Origin of the sequence: Peribacillus simplex, from assembly GCF_001542915.1 — a bacterium.
GTDB classification, from domain to species: Bacteria; Bacillota; Bacilli; order Bacillales; family DSM-1321; genus Peribacillus; species Peribacillus simplex_B.
The window spans coordinates 1-16,844 of the sequence record NZ_LNNH01000013.1 but is presented as its reverse complement, the minus strand read 5'-3'; the positions used below and the strand labels follow the sequence as shown (position 1 = coordinate 16,844).

Sequence of the window (16,844 nt, the reverse complement as noted above, 5' to 3'; positions counted from 1 at the left end):
AGACCCTTTTCTTGGGCTTGAATTTGTCCTTTAAATTCTGGGACTCTCGCTTCCATTTTCCCTAAAGTATGGAGCTGTTTTTCAAGGTCCTTTCTTTCAGAAACCCCTTCTTTTTCCATCAACCCTTGGTTGTTATCACGTGAAGAAATTGCTTGCTCATACTCTAGTTTAGCCGTTTTTGAAACACGCAGTTTTCCCTTTAAGTAAGGATTGTTCTCGATTTTTTCAGCCAAGGCCTGCTGTTTTTCATAATTTCCCAGATAGCTTTCAGCACGCTGCAGGCGTGACCGATGCTGATTCACACGATCCAATTCACCATGGAGCCTGCGAATGTCTTCTTTACGGGTATTTATTGTGTTTTGGATGGTCTCAAGTGAGACCACTTTATTTCCATTTCCTCGATTAATTTCCATAAGTGTTTTAGCTGTTTTAACGCTCATATAACGCATTTCAGGTCGTTCAGGATAGTAAGAAGCCACTCGACGAACAAAAGCATGTCTATGGGCGTTTTCAGCCTTCTGAAGCACATCTCGTTCTGATCTAATTTGCTGAAGAGCATCCTTATTTGTCTCCAGGAGTCTTGGAAAATCTTTTTCATGCTGATTTTTAATCTGGCTAAATTCCTCTTCAGTCATGAATCCGAGTTTTTCACGATGGTATTTCAGCTTATCATCGTGGAAAGCAATTTGATCTTGAGCATGGAAAATATCTTTTTCAGCTTCCTCTTTTATTCGTTGATTGTTTTTTACTTTTATAGGATTAAACCAATTGATGTTGTCCATTCGTTGCTGGGCTTCCTGAATCTTATTCTTAAACGTATTGGTCCATCTAAAATGATCAGAAGCTTCTCGGATTCTACCCGTTTTCAAACGGAGATATTGATCACCGTTATGGACTCGATTTTCCCATTGATCGAGCTGTTTACGTCTTTTTACAATGTTCTGCAAAGAAGGTTCAGCTTTTAACATGTTGGAAGCATGTTGCAAGTCCACACGTTCCGCAGCCGTATTGAATGTTTCTTTGTTTTGTTTCAGTTCTCGTTGGCGTGCCTTCTCTTGTTCCAAGGCTTTTTTTTCTTCTCGGTAAGTTTGGAGATCCACAACAAGACGGTTATATTCCTGACGATCTCGATTCATATTTCCTCGGTCCGTTTGGACCCCGCGCTTTTCCATTTCATGAGCCACATGGCCAAGATGGACTGTTGGAAAAAGAATAAGGTTTCGTTTGGCATGAGATTCATGGGTGATGCGGTCTTGAATGCCTTCACGTTCCAAGGATTGGTTCGCATGAACGGCCCACTGTTCACGCCATTGCTGCAGCAACTCTTTTTTGTTCCAGTCCCGATTTTTTACGGTGAATCCTTCTTCGGAAATTTCACGAGTGGTCAACATCACATGGGCATGAGGATTGTCTTTATCGTCTCGATGAATCGCCACATCAGCAATCATGCCTTGATCGACGAATTCTTTTTGCACGTAGCCACGAATTAACTCCACTTGTTCTTGTTGGGAGATTTCTCTAGGCAACGCAATATTAATTTCTCTCGCCACTTGTGAGTTTTTTCTGGTTTCAGATTTCTCTACTTCATTCCAAAGTTGTTGCCGATCGTGTACCCATTCTGGAGAATGAGAGGGCGCAAGAATCATCGTTTCCGGTGGCACGTCTCGTTTATAGAATTTGGTTTCATCCGTCCGTTCATCCGTTAATCGTTCACCAGAACGATAAGCTGCCGAAGCCACAGCCGATTGACCTTTGCTTCTGGAAATCACTTGGGCTGAGAAATGGTAAATGGCCATGATCGCGCACCTCCTTTGATGGGTTTTATAATACGAAATGAAACAGACAGCATCGAAGATGGTGGCTGCTTCATTTCGTTTTCGCCGAACAGGCGAGGCCTTTTCGTATCCGTCCCGTAGACGGATACACCTTTTCCATTCGGCATGCAGCCGAATGAAGGATTTGGTTTTTTGTATTCGCTTCCTAGCGAATATGCTATTCCGTTGCGTAGCAACCGCACACAAACAAAGTTTGTATAAGTGCGCCCTTTGATCTTCGCTCTCAGGGAATCATGCCACACTCATTGTGGCGATTTCTCCCTTTTGTCTAGTATTCTATCACCTATTTCGCTATACTTAAAGAAAATTATGGGAATGAAGGTGGGGTTTGATTATATGGCTCGTAAAACGGATAGTGAGAGATTACAAGAATTAGAAGAAAAGATGGAGAAAATGAAGGCACAAAAACAGCAAGTGGAAAGTCGAATCAAACAAAAGGAACGAAAAGAACGGACGAAACGGTTGATTGAGATCGGCGCCATTTTTGAACATCACTTTGAGATTACGAGCAAAGAAGAAGCTGAAAAAATAGCATGGGGATTAAAAAAAGTCGTCACCAATCGAAAAGAGGATTTATTGAAACTGTCCCTAGAAGAGTTGAAAAATCAAAAAGAAAAAGAGCTTCAAAAAAGATAAGAGATCTGATCCGTATTCATTAAAATGCTAAAGGAGAGAAATGAGCATGCCACATAAAATGACGGTAACGGGAAAACCTGTAAGCCCCTTGTGTCAGAAAGGCTCTTTTTACACATTTGATATGGAGGAAAGTGGTTCCCCCTCTTCCCCCAAGGGACTTCCAGGAGGTTCGTCGATTACGTATACGGTCTTTCTCAATCAGAAACAGCTTCAAAAATCCGGCCTCACGGCCAAAAATATTAATCAGCAAAAAATCATGGTGCAAGGTGAACCCACATTGGATGTATCTGTGGAGGATTGTCCTGGAGAAATCGGGTTGATCTGTTTTCAAGTGTCCGTTCTCCCTGAAAAACCGGAGAAGAAGGCAACGCAGCCGGTAAAGAGCCAAGCAACAGAAAAGCCAAAAGAAAAACCGAAAGCACCAACAGGAACCGAGGATTTTATGGACATGAAAGCCATCACAGTGCCGGAAGCGTTTTTAAACTCGCATCCGAATCCTGAAAAAACGCAGCAAGTCGTGAACTTTGTTAAACAGAACGGACATTTAGATGAACCTATAACCATTAACCGGAAGACCAACATGCTGACAGATGGCTATAGGCGTTACATCGTGGCTCAACAGCTTGAATTAGAGTTCGTCCCTGTTACTTACGAAAAAGAAACGACTCCAGCCAATATTTAAAAAGCATAGATGTTTTAAGGGCGCTAGAAGCTCCGTCTAGCGTTTTTACCTAATGGCATACCCATTGGGTTGACCATATATCCCCAAACACACTAGGAAGCTAAATAAAGAGGAAACTAGAGTGAATGCAGTCTATGCACAAGCAATTTCCTTCTTTTTTTCTAGAATCTTATGTATGGGATGAAAAAACGTGTAAAGGCAACTCTGAATATACTTGATCCATACGTTTTTTAAAGGTACCTGTAAAATAACGAACAAAGTTGGTTTTTACTTTTCCTCGTTTATAGCCTCTAACGGATTGTTTAAAGGCATCTATGGCCGTATATGTAATGGTTTCTTGTTTGACTATGTGTGAAATAGACTTCGTATCCAAAAATACACTTTTCCAAAAGTTTTCAATCACAGCTGCCTGATCAAAAAAAGGCTGGACAGCTTGGACAAATTCTTTAGGAACATAAGAAGCCGTAAATGTAGCATCTAAATGAACATTCTTACGTATATTTAAGTTCTTTTTCTTGCTAGTTTCTAAAAGATTACTAGTTTCCCTTTCAAAGTTAGAGGGTTCAACCTTACTGTCACAAGGTTTTTCTTGATTCTCACAATGCGTCAATTTTCTCTTTTTAAATACATCAATTGTGTTGAAAATATAGACATTATGTCCTTTTCCACCTTTAGATTTCTTCGTATTTACGATGGATACGATCCCTAACTTTTTTGCTTTTCTTAGCATTCGTTCAAACGTGGACCGGCTGACCCCAAACCCCATCAGTTTTTCATTAATAGCTTTTAGGATCGTTCCAATCTTGGCATTGGCTACACCGGCATATTTGGCGGAGAATCGAACTAAGCGTTTAAACGCGACGAGTTCTCCTTTCGTAAAATCTTTTTTATGTTCGGCTAGGAACATTTCAATCGTATTGTTAAATTCCTTTATGCTGCTAAACTTGCTGTAGTCTTTAAAATTTTCAATTCTTCCTGCGACTAACATGGTATTTCCTCCTTAGAGGACAATAAAAAAGACACTACTCCCGATAAAAATTAAGGGAAACAGTGTCTTTTTTATTGTGTCTAAATAGAAAGAAACAATATTTTTTCCTTGAAACTGAAAGTAATATACACTAGAATAAGTGATATAATTTTATTAGTAACAAAGAACTTCGACAAGTGTTTTCCCTAGGGCAATTAGGGGGAACGGTTTAAGGGTATGGGGATACCACTTAAACACGTTGAGGTTCTTTTTTTCGTCCATATTTTGTTATGGTTAATTATCCAACAATTGCTACCAAAAAACAAGTGAATTTGATAGTTTGTGTATCTTTACGCTATAACGTATAACTATACAAAAAGAAAATAGTCTTTGTATATTCAATCCTTCAGTTTACAAAATGTTGTTTTCAGGAGTGTAGCAAAAGAACCAAGCCCATTTGTATAGGGGTGGTTCTCAGTTTTTTTTTCGTTTATCGTGTATTCAGGATTTTATACATGATTGATCTATTGGCGTTTGTAGCTCCTGAAGAAACCTGGCAGCTGAATAAAAAAATCGAGTTACGTTAATCATTTTTGTTCTATGACCTAATAAGGGGTTGGAGCGTACTCTTGGCTATTTAAGTGAAAGAGAGATAGTGTGAATTTTGAAATTAATAATCATTTTTAAAAATTACAAATAGACGTAGGCTTGTCCTTTAACTATTATTATTCAAAGATGAGCGTTTTTTTAAATCCCCTTGTCTGGACTAAGCCTACAAGGGGATATGCAGTTCTGAACTAAGTCTAACTACATGATGTATATTATGTACTGTTTATTTGAGTGTTACTTTACCAATTATTAACTAAGGAGAAAATCATGAGCAACAATCATAATTTATGTATAAGCTATTTGGATGAATCAAAAATAGTACATAATGGTATGCAACATTATACTATTGCAAGTATGACTGCTCGAAAGGCTGATTATATACAAATTATTGAAGTAGAATGGGCAACTCTTCGTAATACATATAATATTCCTAACGGTCAAGTATTACATTTTACAGATATCAAATATTTACTTAATCCTAAACCAAAGACAAATAGACCATATAAACCTGATCTGGTTTATATATTTGGTGATGGTTCAGGAAATATAGATTATTGTAAATTGAATAATTTTTTTAATGATGTTTTAAATACAATAAGTTCTTTACCTTTTGTTGTCCAAGTCACTGGTCTTAAATCTAATCCTAGACATAACATTCGCCAACACGGAAATCGAGACTTCAAAAGCTTTGTTTACTTTCCTCCTTATATCGCTCTTCGTGAACATCTTGATTTAATGGCTGTATATTTACTTGATTTACACCATTCAGCAAAAACTAGATATAATAAGCAAAGTAAATGTATTACAAAGTTAAGATACGATGGAGATGTAGGTTTAGAAGAAAGAGATGATTTAAAAGAAGCTTATCATCATGCAATAACATTAGGTACTAAGCATTTTAGACCTGAAATTATAAAAACACTATTTGATGAAATTCGTTTTATTGGAAAACAAGAAGTAGCTCAGACTGGACCTATAACTCATGCTGGGAGTGAAATTATTGATTTCATTACTACAATTGCTGCAAGAAATATGTGGGGACTTGAAACCAATAAAATTCCAATCAATGTACCTAACCATGCTAATCCTATAGATCCTTTGCCGGTTATTAATTCTAAAATTGTTAACCAGCAAAAAATTAATGATATTTATTTTTAAAATAAACTTGCAAATGAATTTGTAGTTGTGTATAATATTGAATTACTAAGAGGGATAAATTCTTGTCTTAGTGAACCTCGCAAGCTTAGTCTGGGCGAGAAGATTTAATTTAAATTTTAATCTCATTAAAGAGATATTATATTGCAAAGAAAAAGGCAGGCATTAACAGTATAAATTGTTAATGCTTTTTTACGTATATAGGGATAATTATAATAAATTGATAATACAGGTAGTTTTAGCATTAATAAAAAGGTAATTCAGCAACTGAATTACCTTTTTATACGTTATAGAAACATTTAAAGAGATAATTTACATCAAAACGATGGTAAATTTTCAAAATGTCTTTTCCATCTCTGTTTTCCAATTCCGAAGCTTATATTAGTACCTCTGTAGAGATTGTAGATGGTGGCTTCCCTGAGTTTCTTTATTCACTTTCCGAAAAGTCGAGCGAAAAAGCCCCTTTTTTGTTTATCCGGGTTTTCGTTGGCAGCTGCTATTAATTGTTTAGCTTCCTTTGCTGCCCTATTGAATTCATCCAGTTCTTTATCGCGTTCTATACTTCCTCTAATGCTAGATACTTCACCTTTTATTTGTTGGATACCTGGGATAACAAATTCTTTGTTGAAATTTTCCTGATTATCAAGCTGTTCTTTCATTTGTTTATTTTCTTCCCTAAGTGCCGCCATTTCTTCACGCATGGCTTTTAATTCTTCCGCGATCAATTCCCCGGCTTTCTTTTCAGGTTCCGGCTTGAATGATTCTCCACCAGTAGCAAAGTAATGTTCTATTTGCTTCATACTCCAGTTTTGTTCGCGGTGAAGAGCTTGTATCTCTTTGAAGCGTTCTATACCTTCACGCTTATAAATGTTATAGCCGTTACCTTTGTCGCTCTTTTCGTGAGGGATGTATTGGCGCAGCTCCTTAAACCAGTTTCTAATGACATTTGGGGTTTCATTTATGAAGCTTGCTACTTCTTTTACGGTAAAACCTTTATCCAAGTTTTCAACTTGCTTTTCTTCATCTGGATTTTCACTTTTATTCAAGTTTCCTACCACCTTTCTAATCTGGGTCTAAACATGGGTAAGTTGGATAAATGGGTTTGATAAGTAAATTTACAAAGGATTTTATCTATCTCTAAGAGCTATGTATGTATTAATTACTCATGATCCTGGTTAAATCCTGCCATGAATCTAAGTATAAATTATAAATCCATGTTTCATAAATAAAACGTTTGTCTATTAGCTGTGGTGTAATGGTATTTCTTTTTTAATTTACAGTGTAAAACAAAGAAAAAAAGGTGATCTCTTAAAGAGAATCACCTTAAACTATTTTTTAATCTCAGTGCTCGTATGAATATTCATTATCCCATAAATCACTACTTTTAAGGACTATTATAAAAATTTATTCATCTAAAACGTTAACATTGAATGTGTAAAATTTCTTGTCATTAAACATTGTAGTTAATTTCCAATTACCATCTTCTAATGGTTTAACCTTACTCTTTATTATTAAATTTGGTTCACCGATTATTGAATCTTTATATTTTAAAATTGTGATAGGAGGAATAACAGATTCTTTTTTTGTTCCTAGCTTACTTTCGTTTATTCCCCTTACTTCAAATGGGGTAGAAAGTTCTTCTTCGGTCCCCCAAACATAAAAAGTAATCTCGGACTCCTTACCCTTTTTTAAGGTTTCTGATTTCATACCTATTTTACCGTTCTTCCCCATAAGAGTATTCTTTTCATAATTAAATGTTGGAGTTTTCGTTGTTTTTTCATGTTTAGGTGAACATGATGTACAAAAAACTAAAATAATTAATGTAATCACTAATTTTGAACACCTCATAGTTTACTCCTTTTGTAGTAAGTTTAAAATTTCATAATTTTGTCCAAGTAGAGATAAATCATTTTTTTCTTTTAATTTTTTATCTCTGGCCATATAATAGTCAATTAATTGCTTATTTTTAGGTACTGTTTTATCTATGTTACCATATATTTCAATTGCAAGCCTAGTTGCTTCTGAATCTAATAATCCTGGTTCTGAAAATGTACCGTCTTTGTTTTGGAATTTAGATAGCTTTTCACTATTAATAGAGAACTTAGAGTACCTACTTAATTTAGATAAATTATAATATTGGATTAACAAGTTGCTAGTATCACTCACAATGTTTTTTTGAGTTTGATTTATAAATTCTTCTGTTACTACAGATTTGTTAATATCTAAGATGTCAGCTAACTCTATAAGAACAATAGCTTCTCCAACGTTATTTTTTGTGATCTTCTTGTTTTGTACAGTTTTAAGGGATTTAGAGATAATTTCTTTCACATTACTAATACCTTCATTATTCTTAGTTAAAATAAAACTTTGAAGGATGTATTTTATTTTTAAATAATCATTATATTGATATATATTTTTGTTTTTAATGTTATTTAATGATTTTTCTAAATATGTGTTTACTTTATCTGAGTTTATATTTTTAAACTCATTTTTTCTTACTGCAACAACTAAACCTTGATAAGTAGAATATACATTTAAAATTTGATCAGGCCTTGTCCAGCCATTTTCTAATTTAGTTCCATCAAAAAATTTGTGTAAAGAATCAAGTTCATCTTTATTTATAATAGATTTTGATATATAAAGTAAATTATATAGAGTCTGTATAGACATCTCTGAGTTTAATTGCGTATACCTTGTTATTACATCTTGTAAGTCTTTTTGAGAGAAATATGGGGTGAATTTAATATCAAATTGTTCTTTAAGTTTTTTTTCTTTGTAAAGTCTATTGATATCAACTGGCGTTAGGCTTCTATTTTGTATATTTATTGTTAGATTTTTTATAACTTTTCTTTTGAGCAAAGGATGTTCTTTGTCTAACAACATCAGTACATAGTAATAATCTATTTTTTCCATAATATTTTCAGTATTATTTAGATTAGATATTATTTTTGTTTCAAAACTTTTATACTCGTCACCCTCAACAGGAATATCAAGATATTTCTTAGTTTCAATTCTTATTAGATAATCGTCTTTCACCGTATATTTGTATAGCATATCAACTAAATCATCTTTTTCATCTTTACTATAATTAACTCCTAGATTGCTGTTAAATTTAATATAATCACGGATAGTATTATCTTCAGTGTCCATAGCTTTTGTTAATAAGGATTTTCGGTTCACATTATTATAATATCCTTGAAGTTTGTTCTTTTCAGGAATTTCCCAATTGAATAGATTATATATTTCACTTACCCATCTATTAGAATATATGTCGGAATCACTTTCACTAAATCCTGAATATTTACTAGTTACTACATAATGTTCTTTTAATGGAGATGATAAATCCTTTGAGTATACTTTTTTAGATGTATTTTCAGAGTTGATACAACCGGTTATTGACATTGATATTAAAAATAATGAAATAATAATACTTAGAGAACTTCTTTTCATAATTAATGTCCTTTCGTGATGAAATAAAATGTACGTTCGAGTTGTTATCATTAATCCTTTATATTTAAGTAAAATTATAATTTTACTATCGAGGAAGACATCAAAAAAAGTCGATTATATCGACTTTTTTGATGTCCATTATTATAGTCCTCGGTCACCTACACCCACTAAATTATCTTCATAAGTAGCGCCATTATTTATACTAATAGAACCCCAAGCATATACATCTGCCGAAAGTAGTGCTGTCTTTGAGCTGTCTGTATTATCCATATTGAGTGTTGCAATTACTGCTGCCTTACCGTTATCGCTAGAGGTCTTGGTAACAGCATCAAACAGTGTTGTATTATCCCCACCGGCTGTAACTGTTTCTTCCCTACCATCAATCGTACATACAATTTTAGTACCTGGTTCCCACACATCTTTCATAACTATTGTACTTGCATACCCATCATATTTTATACTAGCAAAACTACTAGTGATAGTTCCCTGTGATTTTAAATGCATAACTCCTGGTTCAAATCCATAACCATTGTCGGATAAACTCCAATTATTTGAAAGAGCTTTAGCCTCTCCCATCGGTAAAGCTAACATTCCACTGATTGCAATTCCACTTGATAATACTAATAGCTTCTTAAACAAAATAAATCCCCCTATTATCTCATATCTAATTATTGTTAAGCTGAACCGATTAATATATCTTTTTTTTGTTTATATTTGGAATTTTATGACCAGTTATAAAAAAAGAAAGACTATTTTTACTATTCAACCAAAATGAATATACCATGTTTCTTTACAAAAAAAAACAGTATTAAGTAAAAAATTCCAATACTTGAATAATTTATAGTTGTAAAATACAAAATATCAATAATACTCTAGTAAATCCGCATTTTTCTGATTGGATCCCTTATAAAGCCACTAATATTTTATTTCGAAGAAGGCTCTCCTTTGTTAATCGAATTTTCTTCTTTCAAGTTTAACTTACTAATACGCGTGCCTAATCCTAATGCAATAGCAGCACCTAAACAACTGAAAAGACAGCCAACAGCCAAGAAAATGGATGGATCTGATTCACCAATCATCACTGAAGCTATACCTCCTATTGCCGGAAAAAGGGCAACCATGTATCCACTTTTCGCTCCACCTATTTTCTCTACAAGTTTTAGGTAAAATAACCAAGCTCCAAAGGAGGCGAATATAGTTAAATAGAGCAAAGCAGATAAATATGAAACAGATGTTGGTATACTAACTGCTTGTCCTTTAATGAGTACAATTGCTGCTAAAAGAATTCCTCCTGCTGCAAATCCAATTACATTAGCATAAATTGGGTTCACCTGCTCCTTAGCATTTCTAGCCGAGCTCGCATCGCCCAATGCAGTAAGGATGGTACCAAGAACGGCAATCATGATACCTTTTATATCCTGAAAACCATGAATGTCATGTAAGTTTGGGTAAATAACGATGCACACAGCCAGCACACCGATTATTCCGCCAATCAAGATACGTAAATGCAAAGTCTCTTTCAAAAAAATTCGAAGAGCAATGGGTGTCAAAATAACTTTCAATGAAAATATCAATGTAACCATGGCTGCCGAACTTAAGATAGTCGCGTAATAAAGACATAAATAGCTTAAGGCAAAATTACATATTCCAAATACGATAATATATGGGATATCCTTTTTCATAGGTTTACCTGTAGGTTTAAGAATGCACAACAGAATCAAAAATAAGACTGCCGTCAAACCTAAACGATAGGTTAAAGATAATTCTAGACTAACAGGTGTACCTTGAATCTTTACTGCAATAAAATTAAGCCCCCACACTAATAAACAAAATATGTACATTAAGTTAATCATACGTTTACTAAAACTAATCTACTAGACAAAGGAATATCAAAATAAGTGAAAACTTCTGTTAAAGCAACAGTTAAATGGGATATTTGTTCTTCAGTATGGTTAGGTGTTACATTCACTCTAAAGCGTTCTGTACCAACAGCTACTGTAGGTGAATTAATAGGTTGTAAGTATATCTGATGTTTATCAAGTAATCTTTTTGCTGCCTTCTTACATTTCTTAGCATCTCCAATTAAAACAGGGAGAATATGAGTTTCGCTTGATTCCATTATCGGAATATCTGCCTTAGTGAGAAAATCTCTTAAAATATTTGTCTTCTCTTGAAGTGAAATTCTCTCTTTATCTGATGATATCAAATGTTTAATACTAGCATGACAAGCAGCTATAACCGCAGGAGGTAAGGAAGTTGTGAAAATGAATCCTGATGCAAAAGAACGAACCGCATCGATTAGAGAAGCAGAAGCAGTAATATACCCTCCTATTACACCAATAGCTTTTGCCATAGTACCTTGAATAATATCTACTTTGTGAGCTATACCAAGTTCTGCAGCAATCCCTGCACCTCTGGGTCCATACATTCCAATGGCATGGACTTCATCGAGAAAAGTAATGGCGTTATATTTTTTAGCAAGAGCTACAATCTCTTCAATTGGTGAAACATCCCCATCCATTGAGTAAACTGATTCAAATACAATTATTTTTGGACGATCCAGGGGTTGTGCATCTAGTAATCTTTCTAAGTGAGCTATATCATTATGCTTAAATATCGATTTTTCAACTTTAGCGCTACCAATACCATTAATAATGGAAGCATGATTACGTTCGTCCGAAAACACGATACAATTGGAGAAAAGCTTTAATAGGCACTGTAGTGTAGCATCATTTGATCCATAACCTGTAGGGAAAACAAGAGCTGATTCTTTTCCATGCCATTCTGCAAGAGTTTTTTCTAGCTCTGCATATTGATAATGTGTTCCTCCAATATTACGAGACCCACCAGAGCCGGCACCATACATTCTAATTGCATTATGCATTGCATCAGTTACTAGTGAGTGCTGAGACATTCCTAAATAATCATTACTACACCATACAACTACAGGTTTACCATTCTCATCACCATTTAATTGGGCTAAAGGATATTGACCACTTATGCGATTAAGAGTAACAAATTGGCGATATTGACCACTTTCTTTTAGTTCATTCAACTTATCATTAATGATCTTTTCATACATAATTTAACCACCTAAAATAATTTTTATTTTATTTATCCAATTTAATTAATTAATTAATAGAATTACATAAGAAATTAAATCAAAAAATAAAAATTGGTATAAATGTAATAATAAAGAAATACTAACAAATAAAAGTTAATTGTCAACATGGATTATTATTTTTAAATACAAAATATTCTATATTAATAATGATTTATTCAAACTTTTACTAGCAAATATACTATCCAGCAATAAAATGCAAAAAAATTTCTTTTTTTCATCTAACCTGTCCTGTTAGTTCATAAGGGGTAGTTGTTTACTCAAATTTGAATGTAGTACAAGAAAAGGAGGACGCCGATTGGCGTCCTCCTTTTCTTGTTTAACTTTTTGTTTCGTTCTAATTCATAATAAAAAAGCAATCAATCTTTTTCCTTATCATATACTTCTTCTCGATTACGTGGACCTATAACACTAGTTGCATCTCTACCTTGTTATCGTTCAATTCAACCGGACTGTAAATAATATTTAAAAATTACTATTAAGTTACCTTCAAACTTCTATACATATGGCTGTTTTTCAACTAATTCCCAACTTGACAAAATATTTTATTCATTTAATAACGCACAACATATTGTGTTTTATTAAATGAATAAAACACAATATGTTGTGCGTTATTTAATGTGTAGTATGATGTTTTAGAGATCGTGTGTTCGCGGTGGAAAGTAAAAAGAATCGAAGGTTTGGGGACCTCCGATTCTTAAAAATATTTCTCTAAAAAACTTTATTTAAGTAAGAATGTAACATTCTTACTTAAAGGTATCAATAGTGAATTTTACCGGATTCTCTACAAACACACATCTCTAAATACTAAGGGGAGGAAGGTGGAATTTATGGCAAAAAACGGACAACCAGGTAAAGGGAGAGTCGGCGCTGTGAAAGGACGAACTCAATTTCAAGGACCGAATGGAAACTGGGTTAAACGTGATGCAGGAACAGGCCGATTTTTAGATCAAAAAACAAGTGGTTCCCAACCATTTAAGGGTGTACGAAAAGAAAAATAAAAAAATATTATAAATGATGAACTCTTGGAGGATTCCCGGAGTTCTTTTTAGTCTCATAAAGAAAGAAAACGAACAAGGATTTGAATGTATGATAATGTGATGGATCGCACATTCAAAAGAGCACCCAAGACCACTCTTTTTTTCTTAAAGTAACTTTTTATTTTTTAAAGACCTTGTTCCACCAAGACTAGTATCCTTCCCTAGTTATTCCTCATCAATTTTAGGTTCGGATTGTAGTTCAACTTCCACCTGCTCAGTTTCTTTTGATCCTTTATTAATTGTCGAAGTATCACTATCACTACTAAGATTGAGAATTTTTTTATTATTAATAATGCTAGGTAATTCTGTAGACCAATTTGGACCTAAGTTTCGTTTAATATCAAAAACAGGTGATTTCTCAGACCAGTAATTACTAAAGGTTTTTTTATTATTAGTAATGCTAGATAATTCTGTAGACCAATTTGGACCTAAGTTTCGTTTAATATCAAAAATAGGTGATTTCTCAGACCAATCAGTATACCAAGATTCTAATCTAATTTTACCTATATCTTTAACCAAGGAGTCTTTTTCTTGCTTCTCAATATTTAGCTTTTCAATTCTAGATTCTAACTTCCTTAGTTCATTATCTTTAGCAATTAATGAATCTTGCATTTCACTCCACTCTTCTTTAATAATTTTAACTGCAGAGGACATCTCATCAGCACTACCAGCCAACCTATTTAACATTAATAAATTCAAGGTTAATACTTCCGGGATATTATTATTAGGATAGCTTAATAAGTGGTCTATTTCTCCGTATCCTTCCTCAAATATTGTCCTTACTTGGATTTCTGCAGTTAATAATTCATTGGTAGGTGCAAATTCAATTAAGTAATGGACAGACCTATATCCTGTTTCCCGATAATTAATAGGTATTTTTTGCTCTTCATAAATATCACGACTATCACCCTCGCGAATATTCACCTGCAATTCTTTGACTGCCCAAGTTGTACTAATAAATTCATGGATATCTTTCCAGTCCTCTTTAAATATATGTATAACCCTTACACCAATTAAATCTGTTATTTCAGTCCTATAGTTTTCAATAGTAAACTCAAAATCTTCACCCTTACTTTTTTTTCTTTCAGGTATTTTTCTTATTAATTTTGCTATTAAATGTTCTGGATCCTTAATTCTAGATCTAACAGTATGAACCTTTGGATGTTTTCTTAGAAGTTCTGCTAATAAGTTGGAATATACATCTAATTGTTCTCTTCTATCTATAAAATCATAATAAATATCATCTAATTTGTTCCAATCGATTTGAAATTCCTCAATCATTTTTACATCAAGATTATATTTATTTATAAAAGCATCTCTTTCAATATTCATATAATTCCCCCAAAAAAATCCATTTAACTAATTATACTAAATTACAACTACACTTTATATTATTTTTAGACTATTCAACACTTCTAGTACGAAAATAATAAGGGAAGTCGCATCATTCGAAAAAGAAAAGGGTTGCTCAATTTTTTGAAAAGTGAACAATGAAATTATACAATATTGAATAAGTTGATACTTTTTTTGTATAAAAAGCAAGCAGAAAAGAAATTAAAGGCAGGAGTGCAACCAATCTGAACCAACCATTTCCACCAATGAAATATAGTGATGGGGGACATGTGCAATTCCACTTAGTAATAATGCTTTCCAAGATTTTTTCCATAAACCCCATATAAATAAAAGCAATGAAGCTCCAATTAATTAAATCTACCCAAAAGAAGCCCATTTATTTTCCTCCTGTATTCTTTTGTCTCATCTTCTATATAATATTCGGTGTTTTTTTGTCGGATTCCTATTCAACTATCCTGCCCCGTTAGTTCATTAATGATTTTTAAACTTCATGATTCGAATGTATGATAATGGGAATTATCATACATTCAAAACCTTGATTTCATTGACTTTTTTTCACTTCTTCTCTATATACTTAAAGCACAAGAAAAATCGTACATTCAAATCATTGGTACATAAGGGATTGAAGGAGAGAAGGTCCATGAAGATGACGCAACCAAAAAATGTGCAGCCGATCCGGGATCAGCAGCAACTCGAAGATATGAAATGGGCGCTGAGGCGCCATTGTTCGGAACGGGATTACATCCTGTTTGTGGTAGGCTGCGAAACCGGCCTGCGTGTCGGGGACCTACTCAAGATGACCACAAAGCAGATCCTGGACCTTAAAAGCAAACAAAACAAGATTATCCGGGTCAAAGAAGGCAAAACGCAAAAAATCCGCGACATGTATATCGCGAATTGCTTTCAGGAGGTTTATGAGTACGCCAAAAACATCCCGAGTCCCTATTTATTCCCGTCTAGGAAGGGAGAAGGCCCCATTACCCCTACTCAGGCCTACAGGCAGCTAAACAAGGCTGCAGAGTTCGCTGGCGTAGAACATGTCGGCAACCATACTTTAAGAAAAACATTTGGCTACTGGTTTTACAAAGCGACCAAGGATATTGCGATGCTACAACGGATCCTGCATCATTCTCATCCATCCGTTACCTTGCGTTATATCGGCATTACAGAAGAAGAAACAAACAACGTATTGAAATATTTTAGCGTTTTTCATTAAGCCCTTCTTTATACAGTCAGGGGGGGTTTTCAAATAGAACAGGGGGGTTCTATTTGAGACCCCCCCCTGTTCTATTAAATTTTAGAAAATTGAAGAAAAAATAAAAATCAGTATAGATAGACCAGGTTAAATAACGAAAAGTACATGAATTTTAGAAATTAATATACTATAATGAAGATAAGAATTCCCTTCAATGGGGAAAGCTTAAAAGGTGTTACAAGAGAAAATAACCACCCCTCAGCTTGCTCGCATGGGGTGGTTATTTTTTGTTTCATTTATCCGTTATAGCAACATTAACATCGAAAATTCTATGCACAAAGATAAATCTTCATAGATGAAAAAACCATTAAACCTTTAGTGTTTTTCAAAATCGCAAAAAACTAAATTAAACAATAGGGGGGGGGCTTCTCAAATAGAAGACCCCCCCTTCTGTTTCAGAAGGGGGGGGGGGGAACTCCAACAAGCAAGGGGCTGTGTATCAAAAATTTGGCTTATGTCTCTAAAAACTTAAACTATATTCTATAGTACACTTAAAATTTTATTTCTCCATTTCCCATCCACTTGGACGACTTTTCCCTTTGCTTTTAGTTTTTGTAAGGCGCTTTTGTTCCTGTTTATGTTCTCGCTGCATGTCCCTTCCTGCCTGTTCAATGCCATTCATAATGCCCTCTAATAGGCCAAGACCCTTTTCTTGGGCTTGAATTTGTCCTTTAAATTCTGGGACTCTCGCTTCCATTTTCCCTAAAGTATGGAGCTGTTTTTCAAGGTCCTTTCTTTCAG

At 34.2% G+C, this 16,844-nt stretch carries 15 protein-coding genes; 5 read left to right on the top strand and 10 right to left on the bottom strand.

The genetic code is table 11. The features are described 5' to 3' along the window. Nucleotides 1-1,796 (bottom strand): MobQ family relaxase (gene mobQ, locus AS888_RS25000; RefSeq protein WP_081092367.1); only part of this gene is annotated, 1,796 nt, incomplete at its 3' end. 375 nt (nucleotides 1,797-2,171) lie between these two features. Between mobQ and AS888_RS09080 the strand changes: the two genes are divergently transcribed. Together AS888_RS09080 and AS888_RS09075 are read left to right on the top strand one after the other, a co-directional pair. After that, entirely contained in the window at nucleotides 2,172-2,471 is a 300-nt protein-coding gene (locus AS888_RS09080) for a hypothetical protein (RefSeq protein WP_061141865.1), read from the top strand. A gap of 46 nt (nucleotides 2,472-2,517) precedes the next feature. Beyond that, nucleotides 2,518-3,153 carry a ParB N-terminal domain-containing protein gene (locus AS888_RS09075; RefSeq protein WP_061141864.1) on the top strand — a complete coding sequence of 212 codons (636 nt, stop codon included), beginning with the start codon at nucleotides 2,518-2,520 and terminating at the stop codon, nucleotides 3,151-3,153. Nucleotides 3,154-3,322: 169 nt separating this feature from the next. Here the strand turns inward: AS888_RS09075 and AS888_RS09070 are convergent, their stop codons facing one another. Beyond that, on the bottom strand, nucleotides 3,323-4,141 hold the full coding sequence (locus tag AS888_RS09070; RefSeq protein WP_061141863.1) for a hypothetical protein: 819 nt from the start codon (nucleotides 4,139-4,141) through the stop codon (nucleotides 3,323-3,325). Between the two features lie 855 nt (nucleotides 4,142-4,996). Here AS888_RS09070 and AS888_RS09065 point away from each other — a divergent pair. Continuing rightward, a complete protein-coding gene (locus AS888_RS09065; RefSeq protein ID WP_061141862.1) occupies nucleotides 4,997-5,887 on the top strand; it encodes a hypothetical protein in 891 nt (296 codons plus the stop codon). A gap of 428 nt (nucleotides 5,888-6,315) precedes the next feature. Here AS888_RS09065 and AS888_RS09060 read toward each other — a convergent pair whose 3' ends face one another. The 6 genes from AS888_RS09060 to hemA form a co-directional block, all read right to left on the bottom strand. After that, nucleotides 6,316-6,930 carry a MerR family transcriptional regulator gene (locus tag AS888_RS09060; RefSeq protein WP_061141861.1) on the bottom strand — a complete coding sequence of 205 codons (615 nt, stop codon included), beginning with the start codon at nucleotides 6,928-6,930 and terminating at the stop codon, nucleotides 6,316-6,318. Between the two features lie 358 nt (nucleotides 6,931-7,288). Beyond that, complete coding sequence (locus tag AS888_RS09055; RefSeq protein ID WP_155645439.1) at nucleotides 7,289-7,714, bottom strand: hypothetical protein; 426 nt, start codon at nucleotides 7,712-7,714, stop codon at nucleotides 7,289-7,291. A gap of 21 nt (nucleotides 7,715-7,735) precedes the next feature. Further along, on the bottom strand, nucleotides 7,736-9,334 hold the full coding sequence (locus AS888_RS09050) for a hypothetical protein (protein ID WP_061141859.1): 1,599 nt from the start codon (nucleotides 9,332-9,334) through the stop codon (nucleotides 7,736-7,738). Between the two features lie 141 nt (nucleotides 9,335-9,475). Beyond that, the gene (locus tag AS888_RS09045; RefSeq protein ID WP_061141858.1) at nucleotides 9,476-9,973 is read right to left on the bottom strand and encodes a hypothetical protein; all 498 of its coding nucleotides are present in this window, start codon (nucleotides 9,971-9,973) and stop codon (nucleotides 9,476-9,478) included. Between the two features lie 284 nt (nucleotides 9,974-10,257). After that, on the bottom strand, nucleotides 10,258-11,187 hold the full coding sequence (locus AS888_RS09040; protein WP_061141857.1) for a DMT family transporter: 930 nt from the start codon (nucleotides 11,185-11,187) through the stop codon (nucleotides 10,258-10,260). Next, nucleotides 11,184-12,416: a 5-aminolevulinate synthase gene (hemA, locus tag AS888_RS09035; protein ID WP_061141856.1), complete on the bottom strand. Its 1,233-nt coding sequence runs from the start codon at nucleotides 12,414-12,416 to the stop codon at nucleotides 11,184-11,186. The genes AS888_RS09040 and hemA overlap by 4 nt, the downstream gene beginning before the upstream one ends. An 869-nt stretch (nucleotides 12,417-13,285) precedes the next feature. On the opposite strand from hemA, the gene AS888_RS26135 reads away from it, so the two are divergent. Continuing rightward, a complete protein-coding gene (locus AS888_RS26135) occupies nucleotides 13,286-13,456 on the top strand; it encodes a hypothetical protein (RefSeq protein WP_185113062.1) in 171 nt (56 codons plus the stop codon). 204 nt (nucleotides 13,457-13,660) lie between these two features. On the opposite strand, the gene AS888_RS09030 is transcribed toward AS888_RS26135, so the two are convergent. Next, entirely contained in the window at nucleotides 13,661-14,827 is a 1,167-nt protein-coding gene (locus AS888_RS09030) for a RelA/SpoT domain-containing protein (protein WP_081092366.1), read from the bottom strand. A gap of 667 nt (nucleotides 14,828-15,494) precedes the next feature. Between AS888_RS09030 and AS888_RS09020 the strand changes: the two genes are divergently transcribed. Continuing rightward, nucleotides 15,495-16,064 (top strand): tyrosine-type recombinase/integrase, encoded by a 570-nt coding sequence (locus AS888_RS09020; protein WP_061141867.1) that lies wholly within the window; start codon nucleotides 15,495-15,497, stop codon nucleotides 16,062-16,064. 538 nt (nucleotides 16,065-16,602) lie between these two features. Here AS888_RS09020 and AS888_RS26130 read toward each other — a convergent pair. Then, nucleotides 16,603-16,844, bottom strand: a 242-nt coding sequence (locus AS888_RS26130; protein WP_185113061.1) for a hypothetical protein, incomplete at its 5' end; no start/stop codon positions are given.